This is a genomic window from uncultured Paracoccus sp. (assembly GCF_947496875.1).
In the GTDB taxonomy this organism is placed as follows: Bacteria; Pseudomonadota; Alphaproteobacteria; order Rhodobacterales; family Rhodobacteraceae; genus Paracoccus.
In genome coordinates this window covers 31,534-56,947 of record NZ_CANMEH010000014.1, presented here as the reverse complement: position 1 = coordinate 56,947, position 25,414 = coordinate 31,534, and the positions used below count along the sequence as shown (strand labels likewise).

Annotated in this window: 19 protein-coding genes; 14 read left to right on the top strand and 5 right to left on the bottom strand. The window is 60.8% G+C overall.

All coding sequences use genetic code 11. The annotated features are described in order from the left end of the window. Positions 1-109: 109 nt before the first annotated feature. Complete coding sequence (locus Q0938_RS14695; protein ID WP_299363794.1) at positions 110-1,264, bottom strand: site-specific integrase; 1,155 nt, start codon at positions 1,262-1,264, stop codon at positions 110-112. A gap of 479 nt (positions 1,265-1,743) precedes the next feature. Here Q0938_RS14695 and Q0938_RS14690 point away from each other — a divergent pair, with 479 nt between their 5' ends. Beyond that, positions 1,744-1,983, top strand: a complete 240-nt coding sequence (locus Q0938_RS14690) for a hypothetical protein (RefSeq protein WP_299363793.1) — start codon at positions 1,744-1,746, stop codon at positions 1,981-1,983. Between the two features lie 14 nt (positions 1,984-1,997). Next, a complete protein-coding gene (locus Q0938_RS14685) occupies positions 1,998-3,089 on the top strand; it encodes a HigA family addiction module antitoxin (RefSeq protein WP_299363791.1) in 1,092 nt (363 codons plus the stop codon). Positions 3,090-3,292: 203 nt separating this feature from the next. Here the strand turns inward: Q0938_RS14685 and Q0938_RS14680 are convergent, their stop codons facing one another. From Q0938_RS14680 to Q0938_RS14670, 3 genes are all read right to left on the bottom strand, one after another. Continuing rightward, positions 3,293-4,990, bottom strand: coding sequence for a recombinase family protein (locus Q0938_RS14680; RefSeq protein WP_299363788.1), 1,698 nt, complete (start codon positions 4,988-4,990; stop codon positions 3,293-3,295). 39 nt (positions 4,991-5,029) lie between these two features. After that, positions 5,030-5,230 carry a type II toxin-antitoxin system prevent-host-death family antitoxin gene (locus tag Q0938_RS14675; RefSeq protein WP_299363785.1) on the bottom strand — a complete coding sequence of 67 codons (201 nt, stop codon included), beginning with the start codon at positions 5,228-5,230 and terminating at the stop codon, positions 5,030-5,032. 72 nt (positions 5,231-5,302) lie between these two features. Then, the gene (locus Q0938_RS14670; RefSeq protein ID WP_299363782.1) at positions 5,303-5,497 is read right to left on the bottom strand and encodes a hypothetical protein; all 195 of its coding nucleotides are present in this window, start codon (positions 5,495-5,497) and stop codon (positions 5,303-5,305) included. 360 nt (positions 5,498-5,857) lie between these two features. On the opposite strand from Q0938_RS14670, the gene Q0938_RS14665 reads away from it, so the two are divergent. The 6 genes from Q0938_RS14665 to Q0938_RS14640 all read left to right on the top strand — a co-directional run bounded on the left by Q0938_RS14665 (position 5,858) and on the right by Q0938_RS14640 (position 14,870). Further along, positions 5,858-6,799, top strand: a complete 942-nt coding sequence (locus tag Q0938_RS14665; protein WP_299363780.1) for a DUF2971 domain-containing protein — start codon at positions 5,858-5,860, stop codon at positions 6,797-6,799. 120 nt (positions 6,800-6,919) lie between these two features. Next, positions 6,920-9,904, top strand: a complete 2,985-nt coding sequence (locus tag Q0938_RS14660) for a TrlF family AAA-like ATPase (RefSeq protein WP_299363778.1) — start codon at positions 6,920-6,922, stop codon at positions 9,902-9,904. A 263-nt stretch (positions 9,905-10,167) separates the two neighbouring features. Then, entirely contained in the window at positions 10,168-11,052 is an 885-nt protein-coding gene (locus Q0938_RS14655; RefSeq protein WP_299363776.1) for a phage exclusion protein Lit family protein, read from the top strand. A 200-nt stretch (positions 11,053-11,252) separates the two neighbouring features. Next, positions 11,253-12,215 carry a zincin-like metallopeptidase domain-containing protein gene (locus Q0938_RS14650; RefSeq protein WP_299363773.1) on the top strand — a complete coding sequence of 321 codons (963 nt, stop codon included), beginning with the start codon at positions 11,253-11,255 and terminating at the stop codon, positions 12,213-12,215. Beyond that, complete coding sequence (locus Q0938_RS14645) at positions 12,212-12,607, top strand: DUF2958 domain-containing protein (protein ID WP_299363770.1); 396 nt, start codon at positions 12,212-12,214, stop codon at positions 12,605-12,607. The genes Q0938_RS14650 and Q0938_RS14645 overlap by 4 nt, the downstream gene beginning before the upstream one ends. A gap of 124 nt (positions 12,608-12,731) precedes the next feature. Beyond that, positions 12,732-14,870, top strand: coding sequence for a ParB/RepB/Spo0J family partition protein (locus tag Q0938_RS14640; RefSeq protein ID WP_299363768.1), 2,139 nt, complete (start codon positions 12,732-12,734; stop codon positions 14,868-14,870). Between the two features lie 198 nt (positions 14,871-15,068). Here the strand turns inward: Q0938_RS14640 and Q0938_RS14635 are convergent, their stop codons facing one another. Further along, entirely contained in the window at positions 15,069-17,171 is a 2,103-nt protein-coding gene (locus Q0938_RS14635) for an AAA family ATPase (RefSeq protein WP_299363765.1), read from the bottom strand. 547 nt (positions 17,172-17,718) lie between these two features. On the opposite strand from Q0938_RS14635, the gene Q0938_RS14630 reads away from it, so the two are divergent. The 6 genes from Q0938_RS14630 (at position 17,719) to Q0938_RS14605 (ending at position 25,266) form a co-directional block, all read left to right on the top strand. After that, positions 17,719-17,883, top strand: a complete 165-nt coding sequence (locus Q0938_RS14630) for a hypothetical protein (protein WP_010335706.1) — start codon at positions 17,719-17,721, stop codon at positions 17,881-17,883. Positions 17,884-18,082: 199 nt separating this feature from the next. Beyond that, complete coding sequence (locus Q0938_RS14625) at positions 18,083-18,631, top strand: hypothetical protein (RefSeq protein WP_299363760.1); 549 nt, start codon at positions 18,083-18,085, stop codon at positions 18,629-18,631. A 64-nt stretch (positions 18,632-18,695) separates the two neighbouring features. Further along, positions 18,696-19,112 carry a hypothetical protein gene (locus Q0938_RS14620; RefSeq protein WP_299363758.1) on the top strand — a complete coding sequence of 139 codons (417 nt, stop codon included), beginning with the start codon at positions 18,696-18,698 and terminating at the stop codon, positions 19,110-19,112. Further along, positions 19,105-19,749, top strand: coding sequence for an antitoxin of toxin-antitoxin stability system (locus tag Q0938_RS14615; RefSeq protein ID WP_299363755.1), 645 nt, complete (start codon positions 19,105-19,107; stop codon positions 19,747-19,749). The genes Q0938_RS14620 and Q0938_RS14615 overlap by 8 nt, the downstream gene beginning before the upstream one ends. Positions 19,750-19,906: 157 nt before the next feature. Beyond that, positions 19,907-24,229 carry a strawberry notch-like NTP hydrolase domain-containing protein gene (locus tag Q0938_RS14610; protein WP_299363752.1) on the top strand — a complete coding sequence of 1,441 codons (4,323 nt, stop codon included), beginning with the start codon at positions 19,907-19,909 and terminating at the stop codon, positions 24,227-24,229. Then, on the top strand, positions 24,229-25,266 hold the full coding sequence (locus Q0938_RS14605; protein WP_299363750.1) for a toprim domain-containing protein: 1,038 nt from the start codon (positions 24,229-24,231) through the stop codon (positions 25,264-25,266). The genes Q0938_RS14610 and Q0938_RS14605 overlap by 1 nt, the downstream gene beginning before the upstream one ends. The last annotated feature ends 148 nt before the right edge of the window (positions 25,267-25,414 follow it).

The following is a 25,414-nucleotide window of genomic DNA, read 5'->3' as shown; positions in this document are numbered from 1 at the left end:
GCCCAGCCCTGCGCGCACGCGAACTGTGCGCGCCCAATTTCTGGGCTTTCTTGGACCGTAGCCGCGAGGGATTGCGCAATCAATCGAAAAGGGGCGCGTCGGGGCGCGATTATCCCAAGGATTGCCTGAGGTTCTGCGCCACCGCATCGGCAGCCATCCGCACCGGCTCGGCCGCCAGATGGGCGTAGCGCGCCGTGGTCTGGACCTGCGTGTGGCCAAGGAGCTTGCCGATCATCGGCAGTCCCTGACCCGAGGCGACGGCGGTCGACGCGAAGGTGTGGCGCAGGTCGTGTATGCGGACGTCCTTCACCCCGGCGCGGGCGCGAACGCGCTGCCAGAAGGGCTGGAGATCGCTCAGGCGCTTGCCCGGCAGGGTGCCGGTGATGACCCACGGGTTCTCGTCGATGCGCTGAGCGTCGCGGAGCAGATCGACGACGGGCTGTCCGAGATGGACGATCTTGGCGCCGGACTTGGAGTCCGGAAGGCGCAGAACGCGTTCGGCGAGATCGACGTATGCCCACTTCAGCGTCATGATCTCGTTGAGCCGACACCCGGTCAGGATCAGCAAGCGCGCGGCGAGGATGGCCGAGGGCAGTTCGATCCCCTCCACCTCCATCTCGCGCAGGACCTCGCCGATCCGGCGGAGTTCGGCCGCGCTGAGAAAGCGCTCGCGCTTCTCCTCGGGGTATTTCCGGATGTGCTTTCGCGGGTTGGTGCCGTCCGGACGCAGGCCCCACATCTCGGCGAGGCTGAACATCTTCGAGACCACTTCGAGGCAGCGGTTCGCCTGATAGGGGATGTGGCGGAGGTCGTGGTGGAACTTCGCCACGTCCGCCCGGGTGATGCCGGTGACCGTGAGCTGCCCGAGTGCGGGCAGGATGAAACGGTCGAGGTTCCGGCGATACTCCTTGGCCGTGCTCGCCTTCACGCGGATCGCGATGTGTTCCTTGTCGAACCTCTCCGCCAGCTCCTTCACCGTGATCGCATTGCGTCCAGCGTCCCGCTCGGCGGCGGGGTCCGCGCCATTGCGCGCGGCGGCGACGATGGAGATGGCGCGGTTGCGCGCCTGCTCGCATCTAAGGACCGTGCTGGGCCCGAGGCTGATCCGCCGGGATCGGCGTCCGGCGCGATACTGGACCACGTAGCCCTTGCGCCCGCTCGGCAGCACACGCAGCCCGAAGCCAGGGATCTCGCTGTCCCAGACGAAGTATTCGGCGGAGCGGGCTTCTGCGGCGTCGACGAGGCGTTTGGTGATCCTGGGCATGGCACTCTTCGGTGGTTCTTTCGCCGTTCCACAGTGCTGAAGCGCGGGCGACAGTCAACGAACACATTGAAATTGCGAAGGAAAAGGAAATGAAGCGCGGTTCCGCGCAAGGCGTTTCAGCGCGCTGATGCGGGAAATCGACGAGCCCAGCGAATCAGAACGCAGGTTGCCAAGGTGGAGGGCAGCGTCGACGGCTTCATCATACGTCTCGAAGCGCTGGCTAATCGCTGCAGCTCCCGCGACGATCGCGGAGCGTTTGCCCTGAGCCGGCAGGGAGGGCGAGGCGTGGAGCTTCGACTGGCGTCCCTCTCAGAACGTGGTTGCGCCACTTGATAAGAGGGCATAAACCATTACCTGATACGTAACGATGTTGGGGCCGCCTGTTGGACATTGCCTTCCGCACCCGAAAGCTCGCGAAGTCCTTTAACTCAGCCAGCGAGCTGCAGAAGGCATATGGAGTCCGCATGGCCAGGACCATCATGAAGCGCCTTGCCGTGCTGAGGGCGGCTCGCAACCTAGGCTTGGTGCCGTCGACCCCGCCGGACAGGCGGCATCAACTGCGGGGAGATCGGGACGAGCAGTTCGCGGTCGATCTTGTTCACCCGCACCGGCTCGTCTTCGAGATTAATCACGACCCGATCCCCCGAAAGGAGGATGGAGGGATCGATCTGGAACAAGTGACTGCGATCATGATCACCGACGTGATCGACTATCACTGATGGAGGAAAGAGATATGGCGACAATGACCAATCAGTTTCGGCCGGACTATGCAGTTCCGCCGGGGTGGGTCCTCGAGGAGCGCCTGGAAGTTCAAGGCATATCGCATGCTGAGTTCGCTCGACGGTGCGGCCGCTCTCCTAAACTGATCAGTGAAATCATCGCGGGAAAGGCACCCCTTGAGCCTGAGACAGCGCTCCAGTTTGAGAAAGTGCTTGGCATGGATGCTAGCATCTGGCTCGGCATTGAATCAGATTATCAGCTTCATCGAGCTCGCGAGAGTGAAGCCGCTGACGCTGCCGGTTCCAGTGCTTGGGCCAACGGGTTTCCAGTCAAGGAGCTGGCAAAACGGGGTGCCATTCGTCGGCCTGCCAACGATGCGGATGCCGTCTCAGAGCTTCTCGCGTTTTTTCGCGTGGGCTCCGTTGACGCTTGGAAAGTCAAATATGGCATGGCGAATGTGGCTTATCGGCACTCGCCGAGTTTTGCTAGCAACGAGACAGCATTGGCAACGTGGCTACGTCTTGGAGAGATTGAGGCGGAGGGGCAGAAATGTACCGACTATAATGAGAACCAGTTCAAGAAGGCGTTGAGGGAGATCCGCGAACTAACTTGCGCGCCGATCGAAGATTCGTTGCCTCGCTCTCGATATCTTTGCAATCAGGCGGGTGTCGCGCTGGCTGTGGTAAAGCCGCTGCCGAAGACAGCACTGAGCGGTGCAGCATGGTGGCAAACACCTAGAAAGGCTGTGATCCAACTTAGCGCTCGGCACAAGTCAGATGATCATCTTTGGTTTAGCTTCTTCCACGAAGCAGCGCACATTCTCCTGCATAGCAAGAAAAGTGTTTTCGTGGATGAAGTGAACGGGGGTGACGCGGACCTGGAAGCTGAGGCCAATGAGTGGGCTGCGAATGCTTTGATTCCCCGTTCCGCTTGGGAAGATTTCGTCCAGAGCTCTCCTCGCAGTGCGGTCTCGATTCGAGCTTTTGCAAAGGAGCAGGGGATTTCGCCAGGAATCGTTGTTGGGATGCTTCAACATCAAGGCCGCCTTCCTTGGACGCACTTGAATGGCCTAAAGGTGAGACTGACCTGGAAAGACGAGACGTAGATCCCGCAGTTCAGCTGTAACAAGTGCTACCAAAAAATAGGTCTCGGCCCGTTGGAAGCATTGTGGAAGCACGAGGCCGAAAAACGCTGCGCAATCCCGACAGATCGTGCGAAGTGGAGCCTCAGCTCCGGGATCGGCAAGTGTCGGAAATTGCGCAACAACTCGCGTTGCCGCGTGATTGTTCATGGTTCGTTCGACACGACTCATAACCTGAAGGTCGTAGGTTCAAATCCTACCCCCGCAACCACTGATAACGACAAACCCGTAGCATCCGCTGCGGGTTTTGTCGTTTTGACAACCTTTCCAATGGCTTGTCGCTCCGTCCAATTGAGGATCGTGCCCAGTTCTCCGTGAAGCGTTGCGTAAATCTCACCGCGTTCTGGCCCCGGTGTCAGCGAAATCTTATCGATCAGGCCGCGCAATGTCTCCGCCGCTTCCTGCCGCTCCTCCTTGCGATTGAGCGCCTTCGTCAGGGCAGAAACCTTCTTCGCATAGATCGCCGAGGCACTCGGCAGAATGTCCGGTGTGTCTTCGGGCGCGTCGGCCAACAGGGTGTTCAGTTCGGTCTTGCGCGCCTCAAGCGTGTCCATCTCTGCCTTCATGCTCTCATGGAACATGCCGCCCTTGATCGCCTCGATGATGCCGCGGATCTGCTTCTCGATCTTTACCAGTTCTGCTTTCCAGGCATCGCCGCTGGAGCGGCGTTCGCGGTTCAGCCGATTGGTTTCCTCGGCATAGGCGCGCATCGCCTCCTCAACGATCTCAGGCGCCATCATGCGGTCCTTCAGGCCGGAGAGCACGCGTGCTTCCAGATTCTCACGCGGGATCGTGCGGCTGTTTGAACACGCGCCCTTGCTGATGTGGTTGGAGCAGGCGAACCGATCAGCGCCGCGAAGCGAGTAGGGTCCTCCGCAGCAGCCACAGAACACCAGGCCGGACAGAAGGGACTTCGGTCGACGTGTGCCGTTCAGGCGGTTCTTTTTGTGGTGCTTGCGAACAGCCTCGGTGACGTTGGCAAACTTCTCGGCGATCTCGCCCTGCCGGACACGGACCGAATGCCAGAGTTCGTCATCGACAATGCGCAGCTCCGGGACATCCTTGATGATCCATTCCGATTCCGGGTTCAGGCGTGAGACGCGCTTTCCGGTCGATGGATCTTTGATGTAGCGAAGCCGGTTCCAGATCAGACGACCGATATAGAGTTCATTATTCACCAGCCCCGTGCCGCGCTTCACATGGCCCCGGATGGTGGTGTCGCTCCAGAGCTTGCCAGCTGGACCGGGGACACCTTCCTCGTTCAATGTGCGGGCGATTGTGCGCGGACCCACGCCGGCGGCGAACTCGCGGAAGATGCGCCGGACAACATTCGCCTCGGCTTCGTTGATCTCGCGATCACCGCGAATGGGATCGCCGCGCGCATCGAGTTGCTTGATGACGTTGTAGCCGAAGCAGAGCCCGCCACCTGACTTGCCTTCCTCGACGCGGCCACGGATGCCGCGATGCGTCTTTGCCGCGAGGTCTTTGAGAAATAGCGCATTCATCGTGCCCTTGAGGCCGACATGCAACTCGCTGATCTCGCCCTCGGACAGCGTGACAATCGGAACGCCGGCGAACTTGAGGTGCTTATAGAAGGTGGCGACGTCAGCCTGGTCGCGACTGATGCGGTCGAGCGCCTCTGCCAGCACGATGTCGAACTGGCCTGCCTGCGCGTCCTGCAGGAGCGCCTGAATGCCGGGGCGCAGAATCATACTCGCGCCGGAGATGCCAGCATCTTTGTAGGTTCCGACGATCTTCCACTTCTCGCGCTTCGCCTGTTCGCGGCAGATGCGCAACTGGTCCTCGATCGACGCCTCGCGCTGATTGTCGGAAGAATATCGGGCATAGAGCGCAACGCGGGTCATATCGGCAGTCCTTTCAAGCTCCGTGTTCGGGGAGGTGTCCTAATTCCGTTCAGGTTGGGAGGCGGCTTCAACCGCCTTGCCCCTGCGCTCCGCCGCTGACAGTAGCTCGTCATATTGGGTGGCTGACATCAGCACAAACTCGCGCCTGCCATGTCGTGTGATCTCTACCGGCTCGCGGTGAGACTCATTCAGATATTGTCCGAACTTGCGCTGAAATTCGAGGGAGGTTGTGGTTGGCATCGCAGACTCCAGGAGAACAGGTCTGTCGATATAATACGTATTACACGTATAAATGCAAGAAGGATTTTAATGTCAGGGACGGAGCTGACGTTGTGCTTTGCGCTCCGCTGCCAGTTTACGCTCGAACTGCTCGTGGGCGATCTGACGTCCGAGCAGGCGAGCCAGCGACATCAGGGCAGCATCTTTATGCGCAGGATCATTCCGGTCCGTTTCCGGTCCGGTCGAGGCTGTAACCTCGATATTGATCCTGTTCCGCTTGACCGCCATTGTCTCTAAAATTCCATGCCCGGAAAGGGGCTGGGGCAATGGAAGCGCGGAATGTCAGCGGAGGGAAGGTCTCGGGCGCCGCTGTGCGGTGAATAGGATACAGTGGCGTAGAAAAGGGAGGGGCGTCGGGGGAGGGCATGATCCTGTCCTGTCGCCTTTCGATATGCGACGGCGCGCAATTACTCAATCGCCCAGTCCAAAGTCGCTCAGGTAAATATTTTATTGGCGGCGACCCGAGCTGCAGTTAGGTAAAACGATATACTCGCGCAATTTGAAGAGAAGTACCAATTGATTATCGCAACTGAGCGAAGAAATTATAAGTCTCTTACGAAGAAATAAAAACTAAGGAGCTGGTGCGATATGGCTGATGTTAACAAGCTGCCGCGACTACTGTATAAATATCGCGGTTTCAGTCATCGCCTGCTGGACATGCTGGTCGCGGACGAGCTGTACTATGCAGACCCTGGTGACTTCAACGACCCACTCGATTGCCGTCCAACTCTCGATGCAGACCTACCCTACGATCAGCTTGAGCAGGTTCTAAGCCGTCTGCGCGAGCAGCGTATCCTCGCCGAGATGCAGGCTGCAGCAAAATCCCTTAAATATCGTGGCCCAAAAACCATCGAACATATCGCGCGGCATAGCCAGAAAGATGCCGCTCGGCTGCTTGACGAAATCCACTATCACGCAACCGATGCGAGCTACGAGATCGCCGATCCCTTGCAATCGCTGCTGCGTAAGTATCTCGAAGACGAACTGCTTCGCCGCTACGACCGTGGCATCGTTTCCTTCGGAGTCCGCGCCACATGCCCGTTGATGTGGAGCCACTATGGCGATCAGCATAACGGTATTTGTGCTGGCTACTCTGTTCCCGCCGGGGCGGAAGCCGACCTCAATAAGATGCGCTATGGAGGCAGTCGCAAGGTGCTGGCCAGCGACGTGGCCATGATGGAGAACGACAGCGCCGCACGGCAGCGCGTGGACGAAGCCGTCCTGCTCCGCAAGGCCGCAAATTGGCGTTATGAGCGGGAATGGCGTCTGATAGGCAAACGCGGCGCACAGGATTCACCGCTGGAACTCGAAGAAGTCGTATTCGGCATTCGCTGCAAATCCTCCGTCAAATTTACAGTCGTTCAGGCCCTGGCAAACCGAGGCCGCCCCGTGCGCTTTTTCGAGATGCGTGAAGTACCGGGAACCTTTCACCTCCGGAAGTACGCGCTCGACACGGAAGAACTTGGCGCTTCCCTGCCCCGGCGATCGCGCGCAATTCTTGAGGCTTTCGACAATCTCAGCGAGGAATAGCAGAACGTTGCATGGAAAGAGTTGTTATAAAACAACTTGTGAATGCTAAACATCTTCTAGATCACATAAATTCGGACAGAGCATAGACCTTCTATGTCTGCCGACACACGCGGAGGGGCAATGATCGGCAGAGGTTCGCAGTGGCGGCGTTGGGAGCCGCACATCCATGCACCGGGGACAATCCTGAACAACCAGTTCGGCGGTGGCGATCCCTGGGAGGCCTATATCACGTCACTGGAAAGCTGCTTGCCCGCAATCGGTGCGATAGCTGTCACCGACTACTATGTCACAGACACCTATGAAGAGGTCTTGCGACGCAAGCAAGCCGGGCGCTTGCGCGACGTCCAGCTCATCTTTCCAAATGTCGAACTGCGGCTCGACATCGCCGCCAAGACCGGCTTCGTCAATGTGCACCTGCTGGTCAGTCCGGAAGATTGCAATCATTTGGCCGAACTGCATCGCATTCTCCAGCGATTGCAGTTCCAGGCCCATGGCGACACCTATAACTGCACTCGCAACGATCTGATTGCCCTTGGCAAGCGCGCCGACTCCGCCATCATCGACGATGGCGCGGCTCTGCGCCACGGTGCCACGCAGTTCAAGGTCAACTTAGCTCAACTGCGCCAGGTGCTACGAGACAGCGACTGGGCCAAGGCTAACATTCTGGTCGCAGTGGCCGGCGCAGCGGGAGATGGAACGTCGGGATTGCGGCAGGCGGCCGATGCGACGATGCGCCAGGAGATCGAGCGGTTCGCCCATATCATCTTCTCAAGCAGCCCCGCGCAACGTGAATTCTGGTTCGGCAAGAGGGGCGTCAGTGTTGAAAAACTACGCGAGGACTATGACGGTTGTAAGCCATGTCTGCACGGCAGCGACGCACATGACCAGAAAACCGTCGGGCAACCGGTGGAAGAGCGCTTCTCTTGGATCAAGGGCGGTCTCGAGTTCGATGCACTGCGCCAAGCCTGCATCGATCCGGAAGGCCGCGCTTACGTCGGAACGGAACCGCCGCGAACCGCTATGCCCTCACAGGTCATTTCGCACATCTCCATCGCCGATGCAGATTGGGCCGCGACTCCCGAAATCCCGCTAAACCCCGGCCTAGTGGCTATCATCGGGGCTCGCGGTTCCGGAAAAACGGCACTCGCCGATATGATCGCTGCTGGATGTGATGCCATCACGCCATCTGGATGGAGCGCCAGCGAGAATGCTAGTCCCTCCTTCCTTGTCCGCGCCCGCAAGCTGGTCGGCAATGCGACGGCCACGTTGACCTGGGGCGGTGGCGCCACCATCACCCGCGCGCTCGATGGCCGGGACGCCAACAATCATTTGTCCTTTCCGCGCGCCCGATATCTGTCGCAGCAATTCGTGGAAGAGCTCTGCTCCTCCGGCGGCTCCTCCGGCGGCTTCTCGGACGGTCTCATCGCCGAGATCGAACGGGTGATTTTTGAATCCCACTCCAACGATCAACGAGACGGTGCGATCGACTTCGCCGAGTTGCGCAGCCATAGCACAAGTCGCTTCCAGCAAGCCCGTGAGCGAGAAGCCGAAGCCATCGCCGACATTTCTGATCGCATCGCCACGGAACTGGAAAAGGAAAGCTCTGTCGCTACTCTGACTGCGCAGGTGGCCCAGAAGACCGGCCTGATCAAAAGCTACAACGAAGATCTCGCAAAACTCGTCGTCAAGGGCACCGAGGCACAGGCACAACGGCATACCCAGCTCAGTCAGGCGGTTCAGGTAGTACGCGGCAAGATCCAGGGGTTCGGCAATCAACGGCGGACCTTCCTCGCCCTGCAGGATGAGGTAAAAAGTACCCGTGCAACCAAGGCGCCCGAATTGTTGCGGCAGGCCAGGGAACGCCATCAGCAGGGCCATATGAACGATCAACAGTGGGACGAATTCCTGCTGGTGTATAAAGGCGATGTCGACAAGAGTCTGGCGGGCTACGTCACATGGGCCGATCAGCAGATTGCTGCTCTCAATGGTCCTCCCCTGCCACCGGGCATTCCCACGCCACCCATAGCCGATAGCGCCGATCTTGCCACGCTCACCCTCAACGTCCTTCAAGCCGAGATGACGCGGCTCGAAGCCTTGGTCAGCGCAGACAAACTGGTGCGGGATCAATATTCTGCGCTTTCACTCCGCATTGGTCAGGAAAACACCGCTCTCCAGAACCTGCAAGCCCGTCTCACCGATGCGCAGGGCGCCGCGACCCGCAAGAAAGACCTGCAAACCGAACGTGATGCGGCTTATGGCCGTGTGTTCGAAGCCATCATCAATGAACAGACGGCGCTCGCCAGTCTCTACGCGCCGCTCATGAGCCGTCTGGCAGCCTCATCAGGAACCTTGCAAAAACTCGGCTTTTCCGTGCGCCGTATCGTTGATGTCGAAGCCTGGGGAACGATTGCGGAAGAGAAACTTCTCGACCGCAGAAAGGCCGGTCCCTTCAATGGCCGTGGCTCGCTGATTCAGTTGGCCAATACTGCGCTCAAGCCGGCTTGGGAGCATGGGACGGCAGCGGACGTGCAAGCCGCAATGGCCGCGTTCATCTCAACGTACCTGCGAGACTTGATCGGACACGCGCCCATTGCTCAAACGCAGCAGGCTGAGTTTCGTGCCTGGCTCAAGGAGTTTGCCCACTGGCTGTTTGCGACTGACCATATCTCGGTGCGCTATGAGATTGTCTATGACGGCATCGACATCCGTAAACTCTCGCCTGGGACGAGGGGGATTGTGCTTTTACTTCTGTACCTCGCTCTGGACGACGCAGACGACCGGCCACTTATCATCGACCAGCCAGAGGAAAACCTCGATCCTAAGTCTGTCTTCGATGAACTCGTCTCACTGTTCATTGCCGCCAAATCCAAACGGCAGGTCATCATGGTCACCCACAACGCGAACCTTGTTATCAACACCGACGCGGATCAGATCATTGTCGCAGAGGTTGGCCCGCATCAGATCGGCGGCTTGCCGCCCATCACTTACAAGGCAGGCGGCCTGGAAAACGCAGATATCCGCAAAGCGGTGTGCGATATTCTTGAAGGCGGTGAAGAAGCATTTCGCGAGCGTGCGCGGCGTCTGCGCGTCAGACTGGAAAGATGAAATGCGTCGATCGGCTTGACAGTTTTCAGGCACTACAGAAAAACGGCTTTGTGGAGGGAAGACCTTCCTCCCGGCTGGCGCCGAGATCGCCGGCCATTCGCCGGAGCGCATCCTCTCAGCCTGGCCGAACCTCGATGCCGAAAAGGTCAGGCTCGCCACGATCTACGCGGAGGCCAGCCCGTTGCGCGGTCGTCCTCGCACATCTCCCGACCTTACAACGATGATGGCCCGCAATGGCGGTAACAACGAAGGGTGGACATCCCATGACCAGCGCGGTTCGACAGGATGAAATCGTGCAGCAAGCAATCCGAAAACTGTTCATCTGTTCCGTGCCGGAACGGGCGGACGAGCTTTCTTCACTCTGGGAAGACCTCGACCTGGTGTTTCGGCTCCTTCCTGATGACCACGAAGATGGTCGGCTTATCATGGACGCCGGCAGCTATCGCTACATCCGGATCAATCACCGCGTCGTGCGATCCTTCTGGATCGGCGCTTTCGCCGCCTGGGAGGGCTACAGGGCCGTCGCGGAGAGCAAGGACTTCCCTACGGTGGACCTGACCCGGTTTCAGGAACTGATCGCGGCATTTGACGCTGCCCTTCAGAACGATCAGCCGGACGAAGCCCCTTTGCCAGATGGCGTTCCCGAACCCGGCACACTGCCGGACAAGAACGAAGATCCTCAAGGACGGGCAGCCTCAGAACTGTCCATCATTGCGGTGGCCTGGGCCTTGCTGCATGAGGTCCGGCACATCCGGCACCAGCGGGAAGGCACGAGTGCGAGTGTCCATGGCGACACACAGGAGGCGCGACATCGGGAGGAATTCTCCTGCGATGAATTTGCGACCCTGTTCATTCTGGAGCATGCACGGCGCTATTCCGATGAAAGCGGCGATGATCTTGTCCTTGTCCGCCGCAAGCGGGAGATGGCGATCTATTTCGCCCTGTTCGCGCTGACCTTGCTTGCGAAGGACAGGTCGGGCGTATCCGATACGCATCCTTCGGTGCAAGATCGTGTCGACGCGGTGGGCGGCTTGATGGGAAATGATCGGGATGTATTGGCCGAGGCAATTGCCCATACCGCCTTTGCGACGTTGTGGACGTTGTGGCCGTCTGCACCAATGATCGTGGTGGGCGATCGTTCTGCTTAAATCGCCTTGTGCAGCAGCTTGCTGCACTCTGTCATGGTGGGGAAAGCCTTCCCCCTGGTCGGCACTGGCGTTGCCGACGCACCCCCTTCTGCGGGGAGATCCCGCAACGCCCCCTTCAGAGTGAGAGTGCGGACGGGTTTTCCGTGACGGGTTGAGGGCTGGAAGAGAGGCTTCCGGCGCCCGTCGCGGAGATCATCCCGATGGCCAGACACGATCGCAGCCCCGTGGAAGATGGCGCACGCAGCAACCTTTACGATGACATCACCAACAAGATTATCGCCGAGCTGGAGCAAGGGCGTCTGCCCTGGGTCCAGCCCTGGGGTGCGTCGCCCGATACCGCCCCGCTGGGCCTGCCGAGAAATGCTTCAACCGGCCGGTCCTATTCCGGCATCAATATTCTGATCCTCTGGGGCGCTGTCATCCAGCATGGATTCCCAGGTCAGGCGTGGCTGACCTTTCGCCAGGCGCTTTCGCTTGGCGGCAATGTCCGCAAGGGCGAGCGCGGCACCACCGTCGTTTATGCCGACCGTTTCACGCCCGAGGACGAAAAGCGCCGTGCCCGCGAGACCGGTGAGGATGCGCATGCCATTCCGTTCCTGAAGCGGTTCACGGTCTTTAACGCCGCGCAATGCGATGGCCTGCCCGACGAGATCAGGGCAGTCGCGCCGCCACCGCCGTCGAGCCTGATCGAACCTCGGGTCGAGGCGCTGATCCGGGCCACCGGCATCGACTTCCGTATCGGTGGTAATCGCGCCTTCTATATGCCGTCGCTCGACTATGTGCAGGTGCCGCCTCCGCAGGCCTATTTCGAGCCGATCAACTGGCACAGGACGGCCCTGCACGAGCTGGGCCACGCCAGCGGCTATCACAGTCGCCTCAACCGCGATCTGACCGGCTCGTTCGGCTCGAAGAAATACGCCTTCGAGGAAATGATTGCCGAGCAGACCGCGGCTTTCAGCTGCGCCGCGCTCGGGATCGTGCCGACCGTGCGCCATGCCGATTACATCGGGTCGTGGCTGGAGGTCATGCGCGAGGATTCCCGTGCCATTGTCCGCGCGGCCTCGCAGGCCAGCAAGGCGGCGGACTGGCTGCTGTCGCATCTGCCGGCCGAGGACACCGAGGAGCCGGATGCCAGCGTAACCGACCGGAGGGCTGCGGCATGATCCTCCTGACCGGCACACAGCGCGACCGCCTGCTGGCCAATGGTCGCCAGCGCGATCAGGATCACATCCCGGTCGTCAAGTTCTTCAACCCTCTCGGCGAGGGCGTCTGGCTTGCCACCGAACTGGATGAGGAAGGCGACATCATGTTCGGTCTGGCCGATCTCGGTTCTCCCGAACTGAGCTCGTGGAACCTGAGCGAGATGCAGCCAGTCCGGCTGCCCTTCGGCATGGGGCTCGAGCGCGATCTGCTGTTCACCAGCGATTTCCCGATCACGCTCTGGGACGAGGCCGCCCGCGAAACCGGCAGCATCCGCGCCGCCGAGCGTCTGCTTTATCGCGTCGGCGCGGGCTTTTCCCGTACATCCGCCGATACAGAAAACCGGAGTGCCTAATTTCCGGGTTTCAGGTTCTGCGGCTGGCGTCGCTCTCTTCAGAGGAAGAGGGCGGCGCTTCGCTTCGTGACGGGCTGGTTGCCGGAGAGAGAGGCTCCCCGGCGTCCGTCATGGAGACCCTGACATGGCCACTGCCACGCAGAAAATCACCCTGTCGTCCTCACGCGACATTCCCTTCAACAAGCTGGTGCTCAGCCAGTCCAACGTCCGGCGCGTCAAGGCCGGGATCTCGGTTGAGGAACTGGCCGAGTCCATCGCGCGTCGCGGCCTGATCCAGTCCCTGCATGTCCGCCCGGTCGTGGATGCCGAGGGTAAGGAAACCGGCATGTTCGAGGTGCCCGCCGGCGGTCGCCGCTTCCGGGCGCTGGAACTGCTGGTCAAGCAGAAGCGCCTCGCCAAAGTCGCGCCGGTTCCGTGCGTCGTGTCGGAGGCCAGCGCCGATGTGCTGATCGACGAGGTATCGCTCGCCGAGAATATCGAGCGCGCACCGCTGCATCCGCTCGACCAATTCCGGGCCTTCCAGGCCATGCGCGAAAAGGGCATGACCGAAGAAGCCATCGCCGCCGTCTTCTTCGTGGATGCCAAGGTGGTGAAGCAGCGCCTTCGTCTGGTTTCCGTCTCACCGGCTTTGCTCGACGTCTATGCCGAGGACGGCATGACGCTGGAGCAGCTCATGGCCTTCAGCGTCAGTTCTGACCATGCCCGTCAGGAGCAGGTCTGGGACGCGATCAAGGACGGCTGGCAGAAAGAACCTTACCACATCCGCCGCTTGCTCACCGAAACCACGGTCCGCGCCGCCGACAAGCGGGCGGTTTTCGTGGGCATTGCAGCTTATGAAGAGGCTGGCGGTTGCGTGCTGCGCGATCTCTTTCAGCAGGACGATGGCGGCTGGCTGCAAGATCCGGTGCTGCTCGACCGGCTCGTGGGCGAAAAGCTGAAGGCCGAGGCCGAAGCCATCGCCGCCGAGGGCTGGAAGTGGATCGAGGTCGCCATCACCTTTCCCTATGGTCACGATCATGACCTTCGCCAGATTGTCGGCACTACGGTCGATCTGAGCGAAGAGGAACGCGGCACCCGCGAGGTATTGCGTGGCGAATATGACCGGCTTGAAGCCGAATATGGAGAGGCTGACGAGCTGCCCGACGAGATCGACGTGCGCCTCGGTGAGATCGAACAGGCGCTGGAAACCTTCGAGCGCCGTCCAATAACCTTCGAGCCGGACCAAATCAGCATGGCGGGTGTCTTCATCAGCGTCGACGCCGATGGCGCCCTGCTAGTCGAACGCGGCTATGTTCGCGCCGAGGATGAAACGCCTGCGGAACCGGAGGCGGAGATCGTTGACCCGGAAACCGGCGAGGTGATCGAACGGGCAGAACCGGAGGAAGGCCGCATGCGTGCAGTCATCACGCTGGGCGGCCAGGTAGTCGAAACTGAGGAGGACGACGAGGCCGACACCATCAAGCCGCTGCCCGATCGTCTGGTCAGCGAGCTGACCGCGCATCGCACGCTGGCGCTGCGAGATGCGGTGGCAGTGAACCCGCATGTCGCCATGACGGCACTGCTCCACCGGCTGGTCATGGATTGCTTCATTCCGCATTCCAGCAAGGGATGCCTCGAGGCACAGGTCCGGGAGGTTCATCTGCCCGCGCAGGCCGAGTATCTGCGCGATAGCGCGTCGGCCAAGGCCATCGCTGACCGCCACGAACGCTGGGGCGATCATGTCCCGGCAGACGATGCTGCCCTCTGGGATTGGCTGACCGATCTGGACGATGGGTCGCGCATGGATTTGCTCGCCCATTGCGTCAGCTTCGGTGTCAACGCGCTCTATGAAAAGCCGAACCCTTACAGCGGCACGGGCGTCAGTCAGCACGGGCTGGACATCCGCCTGTCGCAGGCTGACCGGCTGGCCCGTTCGACCGGCCTCGACATGGTGGCCGTGGGCTGGCGACCGACCGTTGGCAATTATCTCGGCCGCGTGACCAAGCCGCGTATTCTTGAAGCCGTGCGCGAAGGGGCCGGAGACCGGGCTGCCGATCTGATCGGGCACCTCAAGAAGGGCGACATGGCCAAGGAAGCCGAACGCCTGCTGGCCGAGACCGGCTGGCTGCCTGAGCCGCTGCGCATGGTGGATGATGGTATCGAAGTCGATCCGGTATCAGGTGCTGCGGCGGAAGCCGACGATCTGCCTGATTTCCTCTCCGGTGATGGCGAGGACGATCCGGCTGATGACGAGGAAGAACAGCATATGGTCGCTGCTGAATAGCAATCATGCGGGGCGGCTTCGGTCGCCCCGTATATCACCCTCCGTTTCCGTAACTCGCCCGATCCTCGTGATCGGGCTTTTTCTTTGGGAGCTATCCCAACAAAGCTGCTATTGGCTGCAGCAACGCCTTTTCATTTGCTCAGAGGTTGATGCGTTCTAAGACTGGCAGCAAACCAATCGGCGCGCCTATATATACAGCTATTGTGCGTCTTGAGCCGAGAATTCCTCGAACAGTCCGACCCAACGCTCCACGGTATCGTGCGGAATAGTGCTCAATCCCCTTGTTAACATTCTCTGTTTGATTTTGATCGACAGCGGCACTTTCCAGTGCTCGTCAAGGTTTACGCCCTGCGCCTGCGCCCATGCTTCGATCTGGCCTACAATCGGCTGACCCACCTGCACAACATCCGCAAACCTGACGTCTGGATCGCGTTCCATTCGGTCCAACTCATCGGCGATGATGTCGAACGGTATTAGGTCTTCAATTTCTGCACGCTCGTAGCCAACGTGGTCTGCGACGTTCAGCACCTTCTCCGGGCGTTCCGCATACAGGCCCTGGGCCAGGTTGGCGCGCATCTGGCGGCCGGGCCCATCATCGTCCAACAGCATCATCGGCAGCACTTCATCGCGACCAGTGAGGATGCTCGCCACCACCCGCGCCGTTTTCGTTCCGCCAGACGGCGGGAAGACCAACTCTCGCTTGGGCGTGATTTTTGCGCCGGAGACCAACAGCGCCTTGATTGTGGTCAGGTAATGCTGGTCTGATGGGCCCTCGACCAGCACGGGCCGACAACCAACAAGCAGGCTTTCTGCAACGCTCAGGTTCAGTGCGGAATGAACGGCATATGCCGCCCCAGCCTGTTCGTCTCGGCCCTCGCTGTGGCGCAGGTTTGGCGTCGCCTTCGTGGTCCCGTCCGCTGCCACATACACCTTCCGAGCCCGCTCAAGTCGATCCGCATCGACAAGGAAGGGCGAATGAGACGTATAGATGATCTGGTTTGTCTTGGACAGGCTCTCAAAGAACGCGGAAAGGTCACGTTGGGCTAGCGGGTGCAGGGACACGCCTGGTTCGTCCAAGAGTAGGACCGCTTTTTTGTGGTCACCCCTGCTTTCGACAAGGAAGACAAGATAAAAACTCAGAAACCACTGCAAACCCGTGCTTCGGTTCTCAAGTTCGACCTCAGTCGGACGCCGGTCGTCAGCTACCCAAATTCGGAAGTGATTTCCGTCTGCCTCAAACCGAAAACGGTAATCCCCTTGCTTCCACCAATCTCGAAAGCGAGTGGTCAGGGTTGCGCCCGCTGATTGAAGCAAGATTGATCGCGTCCGCTTCTGCTCCGCGATTACGGCGATCTCATCTGCGGTTGGTTCTCGGTTCTGGCCATTCACCTCTTTAAAGTCACGACCGAGTTCAAGGATTTCCTTTGCCTCCAACTTCACGAAGCTAAACAGCACCCGCAGCGTTCTCGCCTTTGCTGCTTCTTTCGCACCCAAATCTTGGCGCGCGAGGTTCTCGACGACATGCGGCAGGTAGATTTCTGAGTCGAGATTGCCGTAGTTGGAATAGTAGACAAAAGGCGGAATGGCATTAACCACAGCGTCGGTGACGCCCTCGACCTCACCTGGCGGCGGCGTCGTGAGGACGTGAAGTTGCTCGCCTAGCTCCGAAGACAGTTGCCGGACCATAGGGACAATAATGCTGGTCTCTGCCGGTTCGGCGGGTATCAGCGCATCGACCGCAGTGATTGCGGTGCGCAACTGAGCGGCTCTAAGGTTCTCAGCGTCGGGCAGCACGTCGGCGGTCGCTCTGAGGCCCTGGACCAACTGAGGCTGCAACTCGGCTTCTTTCTTGAGTGCCTGTGCTGCCCCAACAGCATCCGCTGTCCCGGTGAGTTTGCCTGCGAGCCACGCTCGCGTGACAGTCGTTGTCTGTTGGTGCTTTGGAAACTCGATGTGATAGGCGCCGTCGAAGAAACGTGTAACGCGGACTGTCTCTGCGATCTCAGGTGAGATGCCGGCGACACGCGCGATGGCAGCGCTTGAAACCCCGGCACTAAATTCTGCCTCGATGAAGTGATAGTCGCCAGGCGCGTTACGGATTTCTCCGAACATTGTTTTGGGGTAATCGGAAGTCGGTTGAATTTCACCGTCTTGGGCAGGCTTGAGTTTCCAAAGGGGCAGCAACAAGTTCGTCTTGCCAGACTCATTGACCCCAATCAGGGCTGTCACATCGTCTGCATCAAGCCAGCCACTGTCCGACACGGACCGGAAATTGGTGACTCTGAACCTAGTCAATTTCATCTGATGCCCCCCATTGAACGAGTGTCATACTATGGATTGTGCTCTCACAGGGCAATGTACATGACATTCAACGATCTGCTTGTAATAGATAGTATAGTCGGCAAGATATCATTTATTTGCTGCATCTGCATTCGCCACAGGAGCGGCGACCGATCGTTATGGGCTCTCTTCGTCAATCAACTGCTCCAGTCCCAGCTTCACCATGAATTCTGTTGCCTCTTAAGGTCAAGCGTCAGCCATCTCTGTCCTGAAGGGAACACGATCCTGAGGCCAGCATGGTGGCAAGGCTGGCGCGGCAGAGCATCTGCAACGGGTATCCGGCATCCTGTCAGATGCGAAGAACCACCCCCGCTTCCATTCGCAAACCTTGGTCCGATCCGTCTCTTTGACATTCAACCCCGAAGGGGTCGGCTTACGCGCGCGTGCTGCCCTCGGGGTTTCGGAATAAGTCCGAACGCCCTCGGGTGATTGCAGATCCGGTCAGACGCTTCGGGCGCCTGTCGCGCGGGGGATGGTCCCCCGCCTCCAAAGACAGGAGCCGGAACCCATGTCCTATGCAGATGCCACCGCCTTTGCCGCCAGCCTCGCCACCACGCTGATGGTTTCGATCGTTGTGTTCCAGGCCGGAGACGGTACCCACGCCGCTTGCCCCGCCGCCGAGTTCGACGGCGACGACGACATGGTGAAGCTGGAGCTGGACCCGTGGGAATAAGGCGCGGAAGCGCCTCATCCCCACGGCCCGAGCTCGGTAGCCCGCGCTTCGGGCCTTCAGCGCCTCACGATGGTCCCCCATCGTCGGCAGCGGAAACGGGAACAAGCCCGGTCAGAGAGGAAGAGTGCGGGCCGTTCGGCCGTGACGGGTTGAGGGCTGGAGAGAGGGGCTCACCGGCGCCCGTCATGGAGTGATCCCGATGACCTTTGCCCGTTCCGAAACCTTCCGTTCCATCGGTCAGATTCTGGCTGCCGATGTTATGCCCGCGCTTTATCGGTCGCAAAAGCTGCCGCTGCGCATCTCCTGCCTGGGCGTAGCCAGTTATTGCGCCAGCGACGATGAAAACAGCTTCGACCGCATGATCCCGCTTGGGGAATGCCCATCACCGGAGGGGGCCATGCAGGCCGCCGCCGTGCGCCTGTCACGCGGTGATATTTGCATGGGACCTGACAGCTTCCCGTATTTTCAGCCGCGCATCATGCTCATTCAGGACCAAGATCAGCGCCTGGTCCTCGCTGGCGAAATCCGCGCCGGCATTATCCTCTGGCAACAGCCAGTCGCATGCGATGCCGAGGCACGCAGGATCGTCACTGAGGCCAGCCGCCTGCGCGGTATGGCATTCAGGGCATCGGACCCCGGTGATGCGAGACGGCTGCGTTACCGCGCCGCTGCGCTGGAGGCCCGGTTGGTCGATCCCTTCTGGCGCGAAACCTCGGCCGATCTGCTCCGCCTGCCACTGGCCGCCTGAGCTTCATCATTTTCATCCATTCGGCCCGGTCGTGCATCGGGCCATGTCTTCTCAGGAGACCACGATGGCCGGCTATTACACGCACTTTTCCTGCCTGCTCGACGTAGGCACCCCCGAAAACGCTGCCCGCGCGCTTGATCTCTACAACGCTCTGGCGGATGACAATGCCGCCGAAGATCCACCCTCGGATGGCTTCCTACTCTCCATCCAGCCAGAGCATGTCGGTACGCAGCTTTGGATGCGCGATGACGTCACCGGCGATCCCGAACATGTCATCCAGTTCGTCAAACGCTGCGCCACCGAGTTCGGCCTGACGGGACTATGGGGCCTTCAATACGCAAACAGTTGTTCCAGGCCGAGAATCGACGGCTTCGGCGGTGGTGCGCATGTCCTCGATCTTGCCACCGGCGAAACAGTGGACTGGATCTATACTGACGGCTGGCTTTCCTCGGTTCTGGAAGGGAGAGATCCCTATGCCTGAGATCATCGAAACCACCGTCTATCGCTTGGGAGAACTTTCCGACGCGGCGAAGGACAAGGCCCGCGCCTGGTATCGTGAGGGCGGCTTCGACTATGACTGGTACGATGCCGTCTATGAGGATTTCCAGCGCATCGCCGAAATCCTCGGGCTCAACCTCAAGACCCGCACCGTCCGGTTGATGGACGGCGGCACACGGCAGGAACCGTGCATCTGGTTCCGGGGCTTCTGGTCACAAGGGGACGGTGCCTGCTTCGAATCTCTCTATTCCTACCGCAAACAGGCGCCGCACCTGATCCGGGAATACGCGCCGCAGGACACCGAACTGCACCGCATCGCCGATGCCCTTCAGGCGATCCAGCGCCGAAACTTCTATCAGATTCGCGCAGAGGCCAGCCATCGCGGCCATTATTATCACGAATACTGCATGTCGATCTCGGTCGAGCGCGACAGCCCGACCTGGCAGGACATGACCGCTGATGCCGAGGAGACGATCATCGAGGCGTTGCGCGATCTGGCCCGCTGGCTCTACCGCCAGCTTGAGCGCGAATATGACTATCTGTCCTCGGACGAAGCGGTCGATGAAACCATCGCCGCCAATGAATACACGTTCACCGAAGCCGGTCGCCGCTTCGGATGATCCCGAGAAGACACTGACAAGCGCCCCGCCGTCCGGTCGGGGCGCTTTTTCATGCTGCGCTTTGAGAGTGAGAGGTGGGCCGGAAAGGGTCAGGTCCGGGTGGTCGAGAGAGAGCGCTGTCCGGGCTTGTCCTTCCCGCTCTCCTGAGGTTCCCGACATGAACATGGTTTTCCCCGTGGCCGATCCGGTCACGCCGCTGGCGGTTGCGCCCGCGATCCTGGCTGCGGCCAGTCTTCTGCTCCCCCATCTCGAACGCGGCCAGCGCATCGATGCCGTGACATTGCGCGGTGCTATGGAAACGGCCTTCGGCGCATCCGATGCTACCGGCGCGTGGGACTGGAAGATGGCTTATGAGGCGTGCGAGGTCGCCACAGTTCTCTTCCTGCGCAAATACGGAAAGGCGCTTTTCCGTAAAGCAGCGTCTCGGGCTGCACGGATTTCCGTGCTGGCAAAGATCGCCGGACTATTGCCGACGCAGACCCGGCGTTCCGAGGAAAGCCAGAACTTCCAGCAATTCTCGACGCCGATCCCCCTCGGCCTTGCCGCTCTGACGGCTGCCGCGATTACGCCCGATGACAGGGTGCTGGAACCATCGGCGGGCACCGGCCTTCTGGCGATCCTGGCGCAGACCATCGGTGGCTCGCTGATCCTCAACGAACTGGCCGAGACCCGCGCCGATCTGCTTGCCGAGCTCTTTCCGGCTTTTGCCGTCACCCGCTTCGACGCCGCCCAGATCGATGATCATCTGGCTCCGGATGCTGTCCCGTCCGTGGTGCTGATGAACCCGCCATTCTCGGTCATGGCCAATGTCAGCGGGCGTGTCGCGGATGCGGCCTATCGCCATGTTGCCGCGGCACTGGCCCGTCTTGCTCCCGGCGGGCGGTTGGTGACGATCACCGGCGCTGGCTTTGGCCCCGAAGCTCCGGCATGGCGAGACGCCTTCATCCGCTTGCAGGCCCGTGGCCGCGTGGTGTTCAGCGCTGCCGTCGATGGTGCGGTCTATGCAAAGCACGGCACCACGATCGACACGCGGCTGACCGTGATCGACAAACTGCCCGCCGACGATCCTGGCATCTTTCCGGCCTCTCCAGGGATCGCGCTGGATGTTGCTACGCTGATCGAATGGATCGAGGCGCATGTCCCGCAGCGTTCGCCGGTATCATTGCCGAAGATCGTGGTGCCTGCTTCGACCGCCGCGCCGAAAACCGTGCGAGGCTATCTGACCCGCGCGACAGCGGCACGACCTGCCGCTGCTCTCGCTAACGATCCCGAGGGCGCCGAACTCGCCTATGAGACCGTGGACTGGACGCAACCGGAAGGCGCTCGCCTGTCCGACGCCATCTATGAGGAATATACGCTGCAATCGCTACGCATTGCTGGCGCGCAGCCGCATCCGACCAAGCTTGTGCAATCCGCAGCCATGGCCTCGGTCGCACCGCCGAAGCCCTCCTACCGGCCCTTGCTGCCCGCTGACATCTGCGCGCGTCTGTCGGACGCCCAGCTTGAAACGGTGATCTATGCTGGTGAAGCCCATGCCGATCATCTCGCGGGTGCATGGACCGTGGACGAGCATTTCGACAATGTGAGCGCTGCACCCGAGGATGCTGCCGGATCGATCCGCTTTCGCCGGGGCTTCATGCTCGGTGACGGAACCGGCGCTGGCAAAGGCCGCCAGTCCGCCGCCATCATTCTCGACAACTGGCTGCGCGGTCGGCGCAAGGCGATCTGGATCTCCAAATCCGACAAGCTGATCGAGGACGCGCAGCGCGACTGGTCGGCGCTTGGCATGGAACGACTGCTTGTCACGCCTCTGTCACGCTTCCCGCAGGGCAAGCCGATCACGCTGTCGGAAGGCATCCTTTTTACCACCTATGCCACGCTACGCTCCGACGACCGGGGCGAGAAGGTTTCCCGCGTCAAGCAGATCGTCGAATGGTTGGGCTCCGATTTCGATGGAGCCATTATATTCGACGAGAGCCATTCCATGCAGAATGCCGGTGGCGGAAAAGGAGAACGCGGCGATGTCGCCGCTTCGCAGCAGGGACGTGCGGGCCTGCGGCTCCAACATGCGCTGCCCGACGCCCGCGTGGTTTATGTCTCGGCAACCGGCGCCACCACCGTCCACAATCTCGCCTATGCGCAGCGCCTCGGCCTCTGGGGTGGTGAGGATTTTCCGTTCCAGACGCGTGCAGAGTTCGTAGAGGCGATCGAAGCCGGTGGCGTTGCGGCCATGGAGGTCCTGGCCCGCGACCTGCGATCTCTCGGCCTCTATACCGCCCGCTCACTCTCCTATGATGGCGTCGAATATGAACTGATCGAGCATCAGCTCACGGACGAACAGCGGCACATCTACGACTCATATGCTGCCGCCTTCGCCGTCATTCATGGGAATCTGGACGCGGCGATGGAAGCCGCCAACATCACCGGCAGCGAGGGGACGCTGAACCGGCAGGCCAAATCCGCCGCCCGTTCGGCCTTTGAAAGCACGAAGCAGCGCTTCTTCGGCCATCTGCTGACCTCCATGAAAACCCCGACCCTGATCCGGTCCATCGAGGCCGATCTGGAAGCGGGCCATGCCGCCGTCATCCAGATCGTCTCGACTGGCGAAGCCCTGATGGAACGGCGGCTGTCCGAGATCCCGACCGAGGAATGGAACGATATTTCCGTCGATGTCACGCCGAGGGAGTATGTCGGCTCGTATTTGCAGCATTCCTTCCCGGTGCAGCTCTATGAACCCTTCACCGATGGCGAGGGCAACCTGTCGTCACGCCCCGTCTTCCGCGATGGTCAGCCGGTGAAATGCCGTGAAGCCGTGGCGCGGCGCGACGAGATGCTGGAGCAGCTGGGTTCCCTTCCGCCTGTCCCCGGAGCGCTCGACCAGATCGTGCAGCGCTTCGGCACGGATATGGTGGCCGAGGTCACAGGCCGTTCGCGCCGGATCGTGCGCAAGGGTGACGGGGTATCGGCACGTCTTGCGGTCGAGAACCGTGCGCCTTCTGCCAATCTTGCCGAGACCTCGGCCTTCATGGATGACCAGAAGCGCGTTCTGGTCTTCTCTGATGCCGGTGGTACGGGGCGCAGCTATCACGCCGAACTCTCGGCGAAAAACCAGCGGCTGCGCGTGCATTACCTGCTGGAACCTGGCTGGAAGGCCGATGCCGCCATTCAGGGGCTGGGTCGCACCAACCGTACCAATCAGGCGCAGCCGCCGCTCTTCCGGCCCATCGCCACGGATGTCAAAGCCGAGAAGCGCTTTCTCTCGACCATCGCCCGCCGCCTCGACACGCTGGGCGCGATCACACGCGGCCAGCGCCAGACCGGCGGTCAGGGGCTGTTCCGTCCCGAGGATAATCTGGAATCCGCCTATGCTCGCGATGCGTTGCGCCAGCTCTATCTGCTGATTGTGCGCGGCAAGGTCGAGGGATGCTCGCTCGAACGGTTTGAATCCGCAACCGGCCTGAAGCTGATGGACAGCAATGGTGTGAAGGACGACCTGCCGCCGATCACCACCTTCCTCAACCGCCTGCTAGCATTGACCATCGAATTGCAGGGTATCCTGTTCGCCGCCTTCGAGCAGCTTCTGCAGGCGCGTATCGACGGGGCGATTGCATCCGGCACCTATGATATGGGGCTGGAAACGCTGAAGGCCGAAAGTTTCATCGTCACCGACCGGCAAGTGATCCACACCCATCCGGGCACCGGCGCGGAAACCCGGCTCCTGACGCTCACCGAGCGCAAACGCAATCAGCCGGTCACGCTCGATGCGGCCCTCGCGGAACTGGATGATCCCCGCGCAAGATTGCTCATCAACGAGCGATCCGGTCGCGCCGCCGTGCAGATCCCGACCACCAGCGTCATGCTGGATGATGGCGAGATCGAACGGCGCGTGCGGCTGATCCGTCCCATGGAGGCGATGAACATTCCGGTGCGGGCGACGGGCGAGACCCATTGGATCGAGGCTGACCGTGCCGCCTTCACCACAGCCTGGAAGGCGGAACTGGCCCAGGTGCCGGAGTTCACCGACAGCATCCTGCATATGGTGACAGGGCTGCTTCTGCCGATCTGGAAACGCCTGCCGCAGGACTCCGCCCGCGTCTATCGGCTCCAGACCGACGAGGGCGAACGCATCATCGGTCGCCGGGTATCGCCGGCCTGGGCCGCCAATGCTTCGACCAGTGGCGTCACCAACAGCCTGACACCGGATGCCGCCTATACCGCGCTGATCGAAGGTCGCACGATCCTTGATCTCGCCGAGGGGCTGCAATTGCGCCGCGTCCGCGTCATGGGCGCCAACCGGATCGAACTGACCGGCTTTACTGACGCGATGCGCGAACGGCTGCGGGCCTATGGCCTCTTCAGCGAGATCATCTCGTGGAAACTGCGCTTCTTCGTGCCCGTCGATGCAACGGGACCGGAGATCATCGGCAAACTGCTTGACCGCTTCCCGGCCCTGCGCATCGGTGAGCGGGAGGCCGCATAATGGCGCGTCTCAACGCTTCCGAACTGGCGCAGCGTCTCGGCCGACAGGCCGAGGCGGTGTGCCGTCACTATCTGTCGAATGGTCGCAAACAGGGCAATTACTGGCAGGTTGGCGATGTCCGAAACACGGCTGGCCGCTCCATGTTCGTCCGGCTGCACGACAGCGTGAAAGGCATTGCCGGTAAATGGCAGGACTCGGCCACGGGTGAATATGGCGATCTGCTCGATGTCATCCGGGATTCGCTCGGTCTGATCGACTTCGCCGACGTTGCCGAAGAAGCCCGGCGCTTCCTCACCCTGCCGCATCCTGAACCGCAGCCGCCATCCCGTCCGTCCCGAACGCCAACACCATCGAGATCATCCGAGGCCGCACGCCGCCTCTGGCGCATGACCCAGCCGCTGATCGACAGTACCGCAGAAGCGTATTTACGCGGACGCGGCATTACGGATTTACGCCAGACCACAAATCTGCGCTTCCACCCCAACTGCTACTGGCGGCCCGAGGATGATGGCCCGACGCAAGCCTGGCCCGCCATGATCGCCGCCGTCACCGACCTCAATGGCAGGATCACCGGCGCACACCGCACATGGCTGGCCCCGGACGGTTCCGGCAAGGCGTCTGTCGATCCGCCGAGGAAGGCAATGGGCGACCTGCTCGGACATGCGGTTCGTTTTGATGATGCGCAGGATGTCATGGCAGCGGGGGAAGGTATCGAAACCATCCTGTCGCTGCGTCAGGCTCTGCCCACCATGCCGATGGTTTCCGCACTCTCGGCCGGACACCTCGCCGCCATCCTGTTCCCGCCGCAACTGCGCAGGCTCTATATCGTCCGTGACAACGATCCGGCAGGTGACAGCGCTCGTGATAGCCTGATGGACCGGGCGCACGAGGCCGGGATCGAGGCCATCACACTCTCGCCCATGATGGGGGACTTCAACGAAGATCTCGCAACTTACGGGCTGGATGCCATTCAGGCAGAGATCCGGGTGCAAATCGCTCCCGAGGACGTCAGCCGCTTCATGGCTTCAATCGCATAGCCGGCACGGGGCCGTGATCGGGGCGTTCCGATCCCGTCATGCGCATTGGCTGCATCCTGTCATCAGCAGAGGACTGCGCCTTGGCCTTCCGAGAGGGCGATCGGCCCACAAACGCTCCGGTCAGGCAATGGCGGCGCCCGACTGATTT

What these genes read in the sequence shown, in the direction of transcription:
- Q0938_RS14615 (WP_299363755.1), top strand. Translation starts at nt 19,105, where the DNA reads ATGCCTGAGATCATCGAAACCACCGTCTATCGCTTGGGAGAACTTTCC.
- Q0938_RS14630 (WP_010335706.1), top strand. Translation starts at nt 17,719, where the DNA reads ATGTCCTATGCAGATGCCACCGCCTTTGCCGCCAGCCTCGCCACCACG.
- Q0938_RS14695 (WP_299363794.1), bottom strand. Translation starts at nt 1,264, where the DNA reads ATGCCCAGGATCACCAAACGCCTCGTCGACGCCGCAGAAGCCCGCTCC.
- Q0938_RS14625 (WP_299363760.1), top strand. Translation starts at nt 18,083, where the DNA reads ATGACCTTTGCCCGTTCCGAAACCTTCCGTTCCATCGGTCAGATTCTG.
- Q0938_RS14680 (WP_299363788.1), bottom strand. Translation starts at nt 4,990, where the DNA reads ATGACCCGCGTTGCGCTCTATGCCCGATATTCTTCCGACAATCAGCGC.
- Q0938_RS14675 (WP_299363785.1), bottom strand. Translation starts at nt 5,230, where the DNA reads ATGCCAACCACAACCTCCCTCGAATTTCAGCGCAAGTTCGGACAATAT.
- Q0938_RS14660 (WP_299363778.1), top strand. Translation starts at nt 6,920, where the DNA reads ATGATCGGCAGAGGTTCGCAGTGGCGGCGTTGGGAGCCGCACATCCAT.
- Q0938_RS14605 (WP_299363750.1), top strand. Translation starts at nt 24,229, where the DNA reads ATGGCGCGTCTCAACGCTTCCGAACTGGCGCAGCGTCTCGGCCGACAG.
- Q0938_RS14635 (WP_299363765.1), bottom strand. Translation starts at nt 17,171, where the DNA reads ATGAAATTGACTAGGTTCAGAGTCACCAATTTCCGGTCCGTGTCGGAC.
- Q0938_RS14640 (WP_299363768.1), top strand. Translation starts at nt 12,732, where the DNA reads ATGGCCACTGCCACGCAGAAAATCACCCTGTCGTCCTCACGCGACATT.
- Q0938_RS14690 (WP_299363793.1), top strand. Translation starts at nt 1,744, where the DNA reads ATGAAGCGCCTTGCCGTGCTGAGGGCGGCTCGCAACCTAGGCTTGGTG.
- Q0938_RS14610 (WP_299363752.1), top strand. Translation starts at nt 19,907, where the DNA reads ATGAACATGGTTTTCCCCGTGGCCGATCCGGTCACGCCGCTGGCGGTT.
- Q0938_RS14655 (WP_299363776.1), top strand. Translation starts at nt 10,168, where the DNA reads ATGACCAGCGCGGTTCGACAGGATGAAATCGTGCAGCAAGCAATCCGA.
- Q0938_RS14650 (WP_299363773.1), top strand. Translation starts at nt 11,253, where the DNA reads ATGGCCAGACACGATCGCAGCCCCGTGGAAGATGGCGCACGCAGCAAC.
- Q0938_RS14685 (WP_299363791.1), top strand. Translation starts at nt 1,998, where the DNA reads ATGGCGACAATGACCAATCAGTTTCGGCCGGACTATGCAGTTCCGCCG.
- Q0938_RS14665 (WP_299363780.1), top strand. Translation starts at nt 5,858, where the DNA reads ATGGCTGATGTTAACAAGCTGCCGCGACTACTGTATAAATATCGCGGT.
- Q0938_RS14620 (WP_299363758.1), top strand. Translation starts at nt 18,696, where the DNA reads ATGGCCGGCTATTACACGCACTTTTCCTGCCTGCTCGACGTAGGCACC.
- Q0938_RS14670 (WP_299363782.1), bottom strand. Translation starts at nt 5,497, where the DNA reads ATGGCGGTCAAGCGGAACAGGATCAATATCGAGGTTACAGCCTCGACC.
- Q0938_RS14645 (WP_299363770.1), top strand. Translation starts at nt 12,212, where the DNA reads ATGATCCTCCTGACCGGCACACAGCGCGACCGCCTGCTGGCCAATGGT.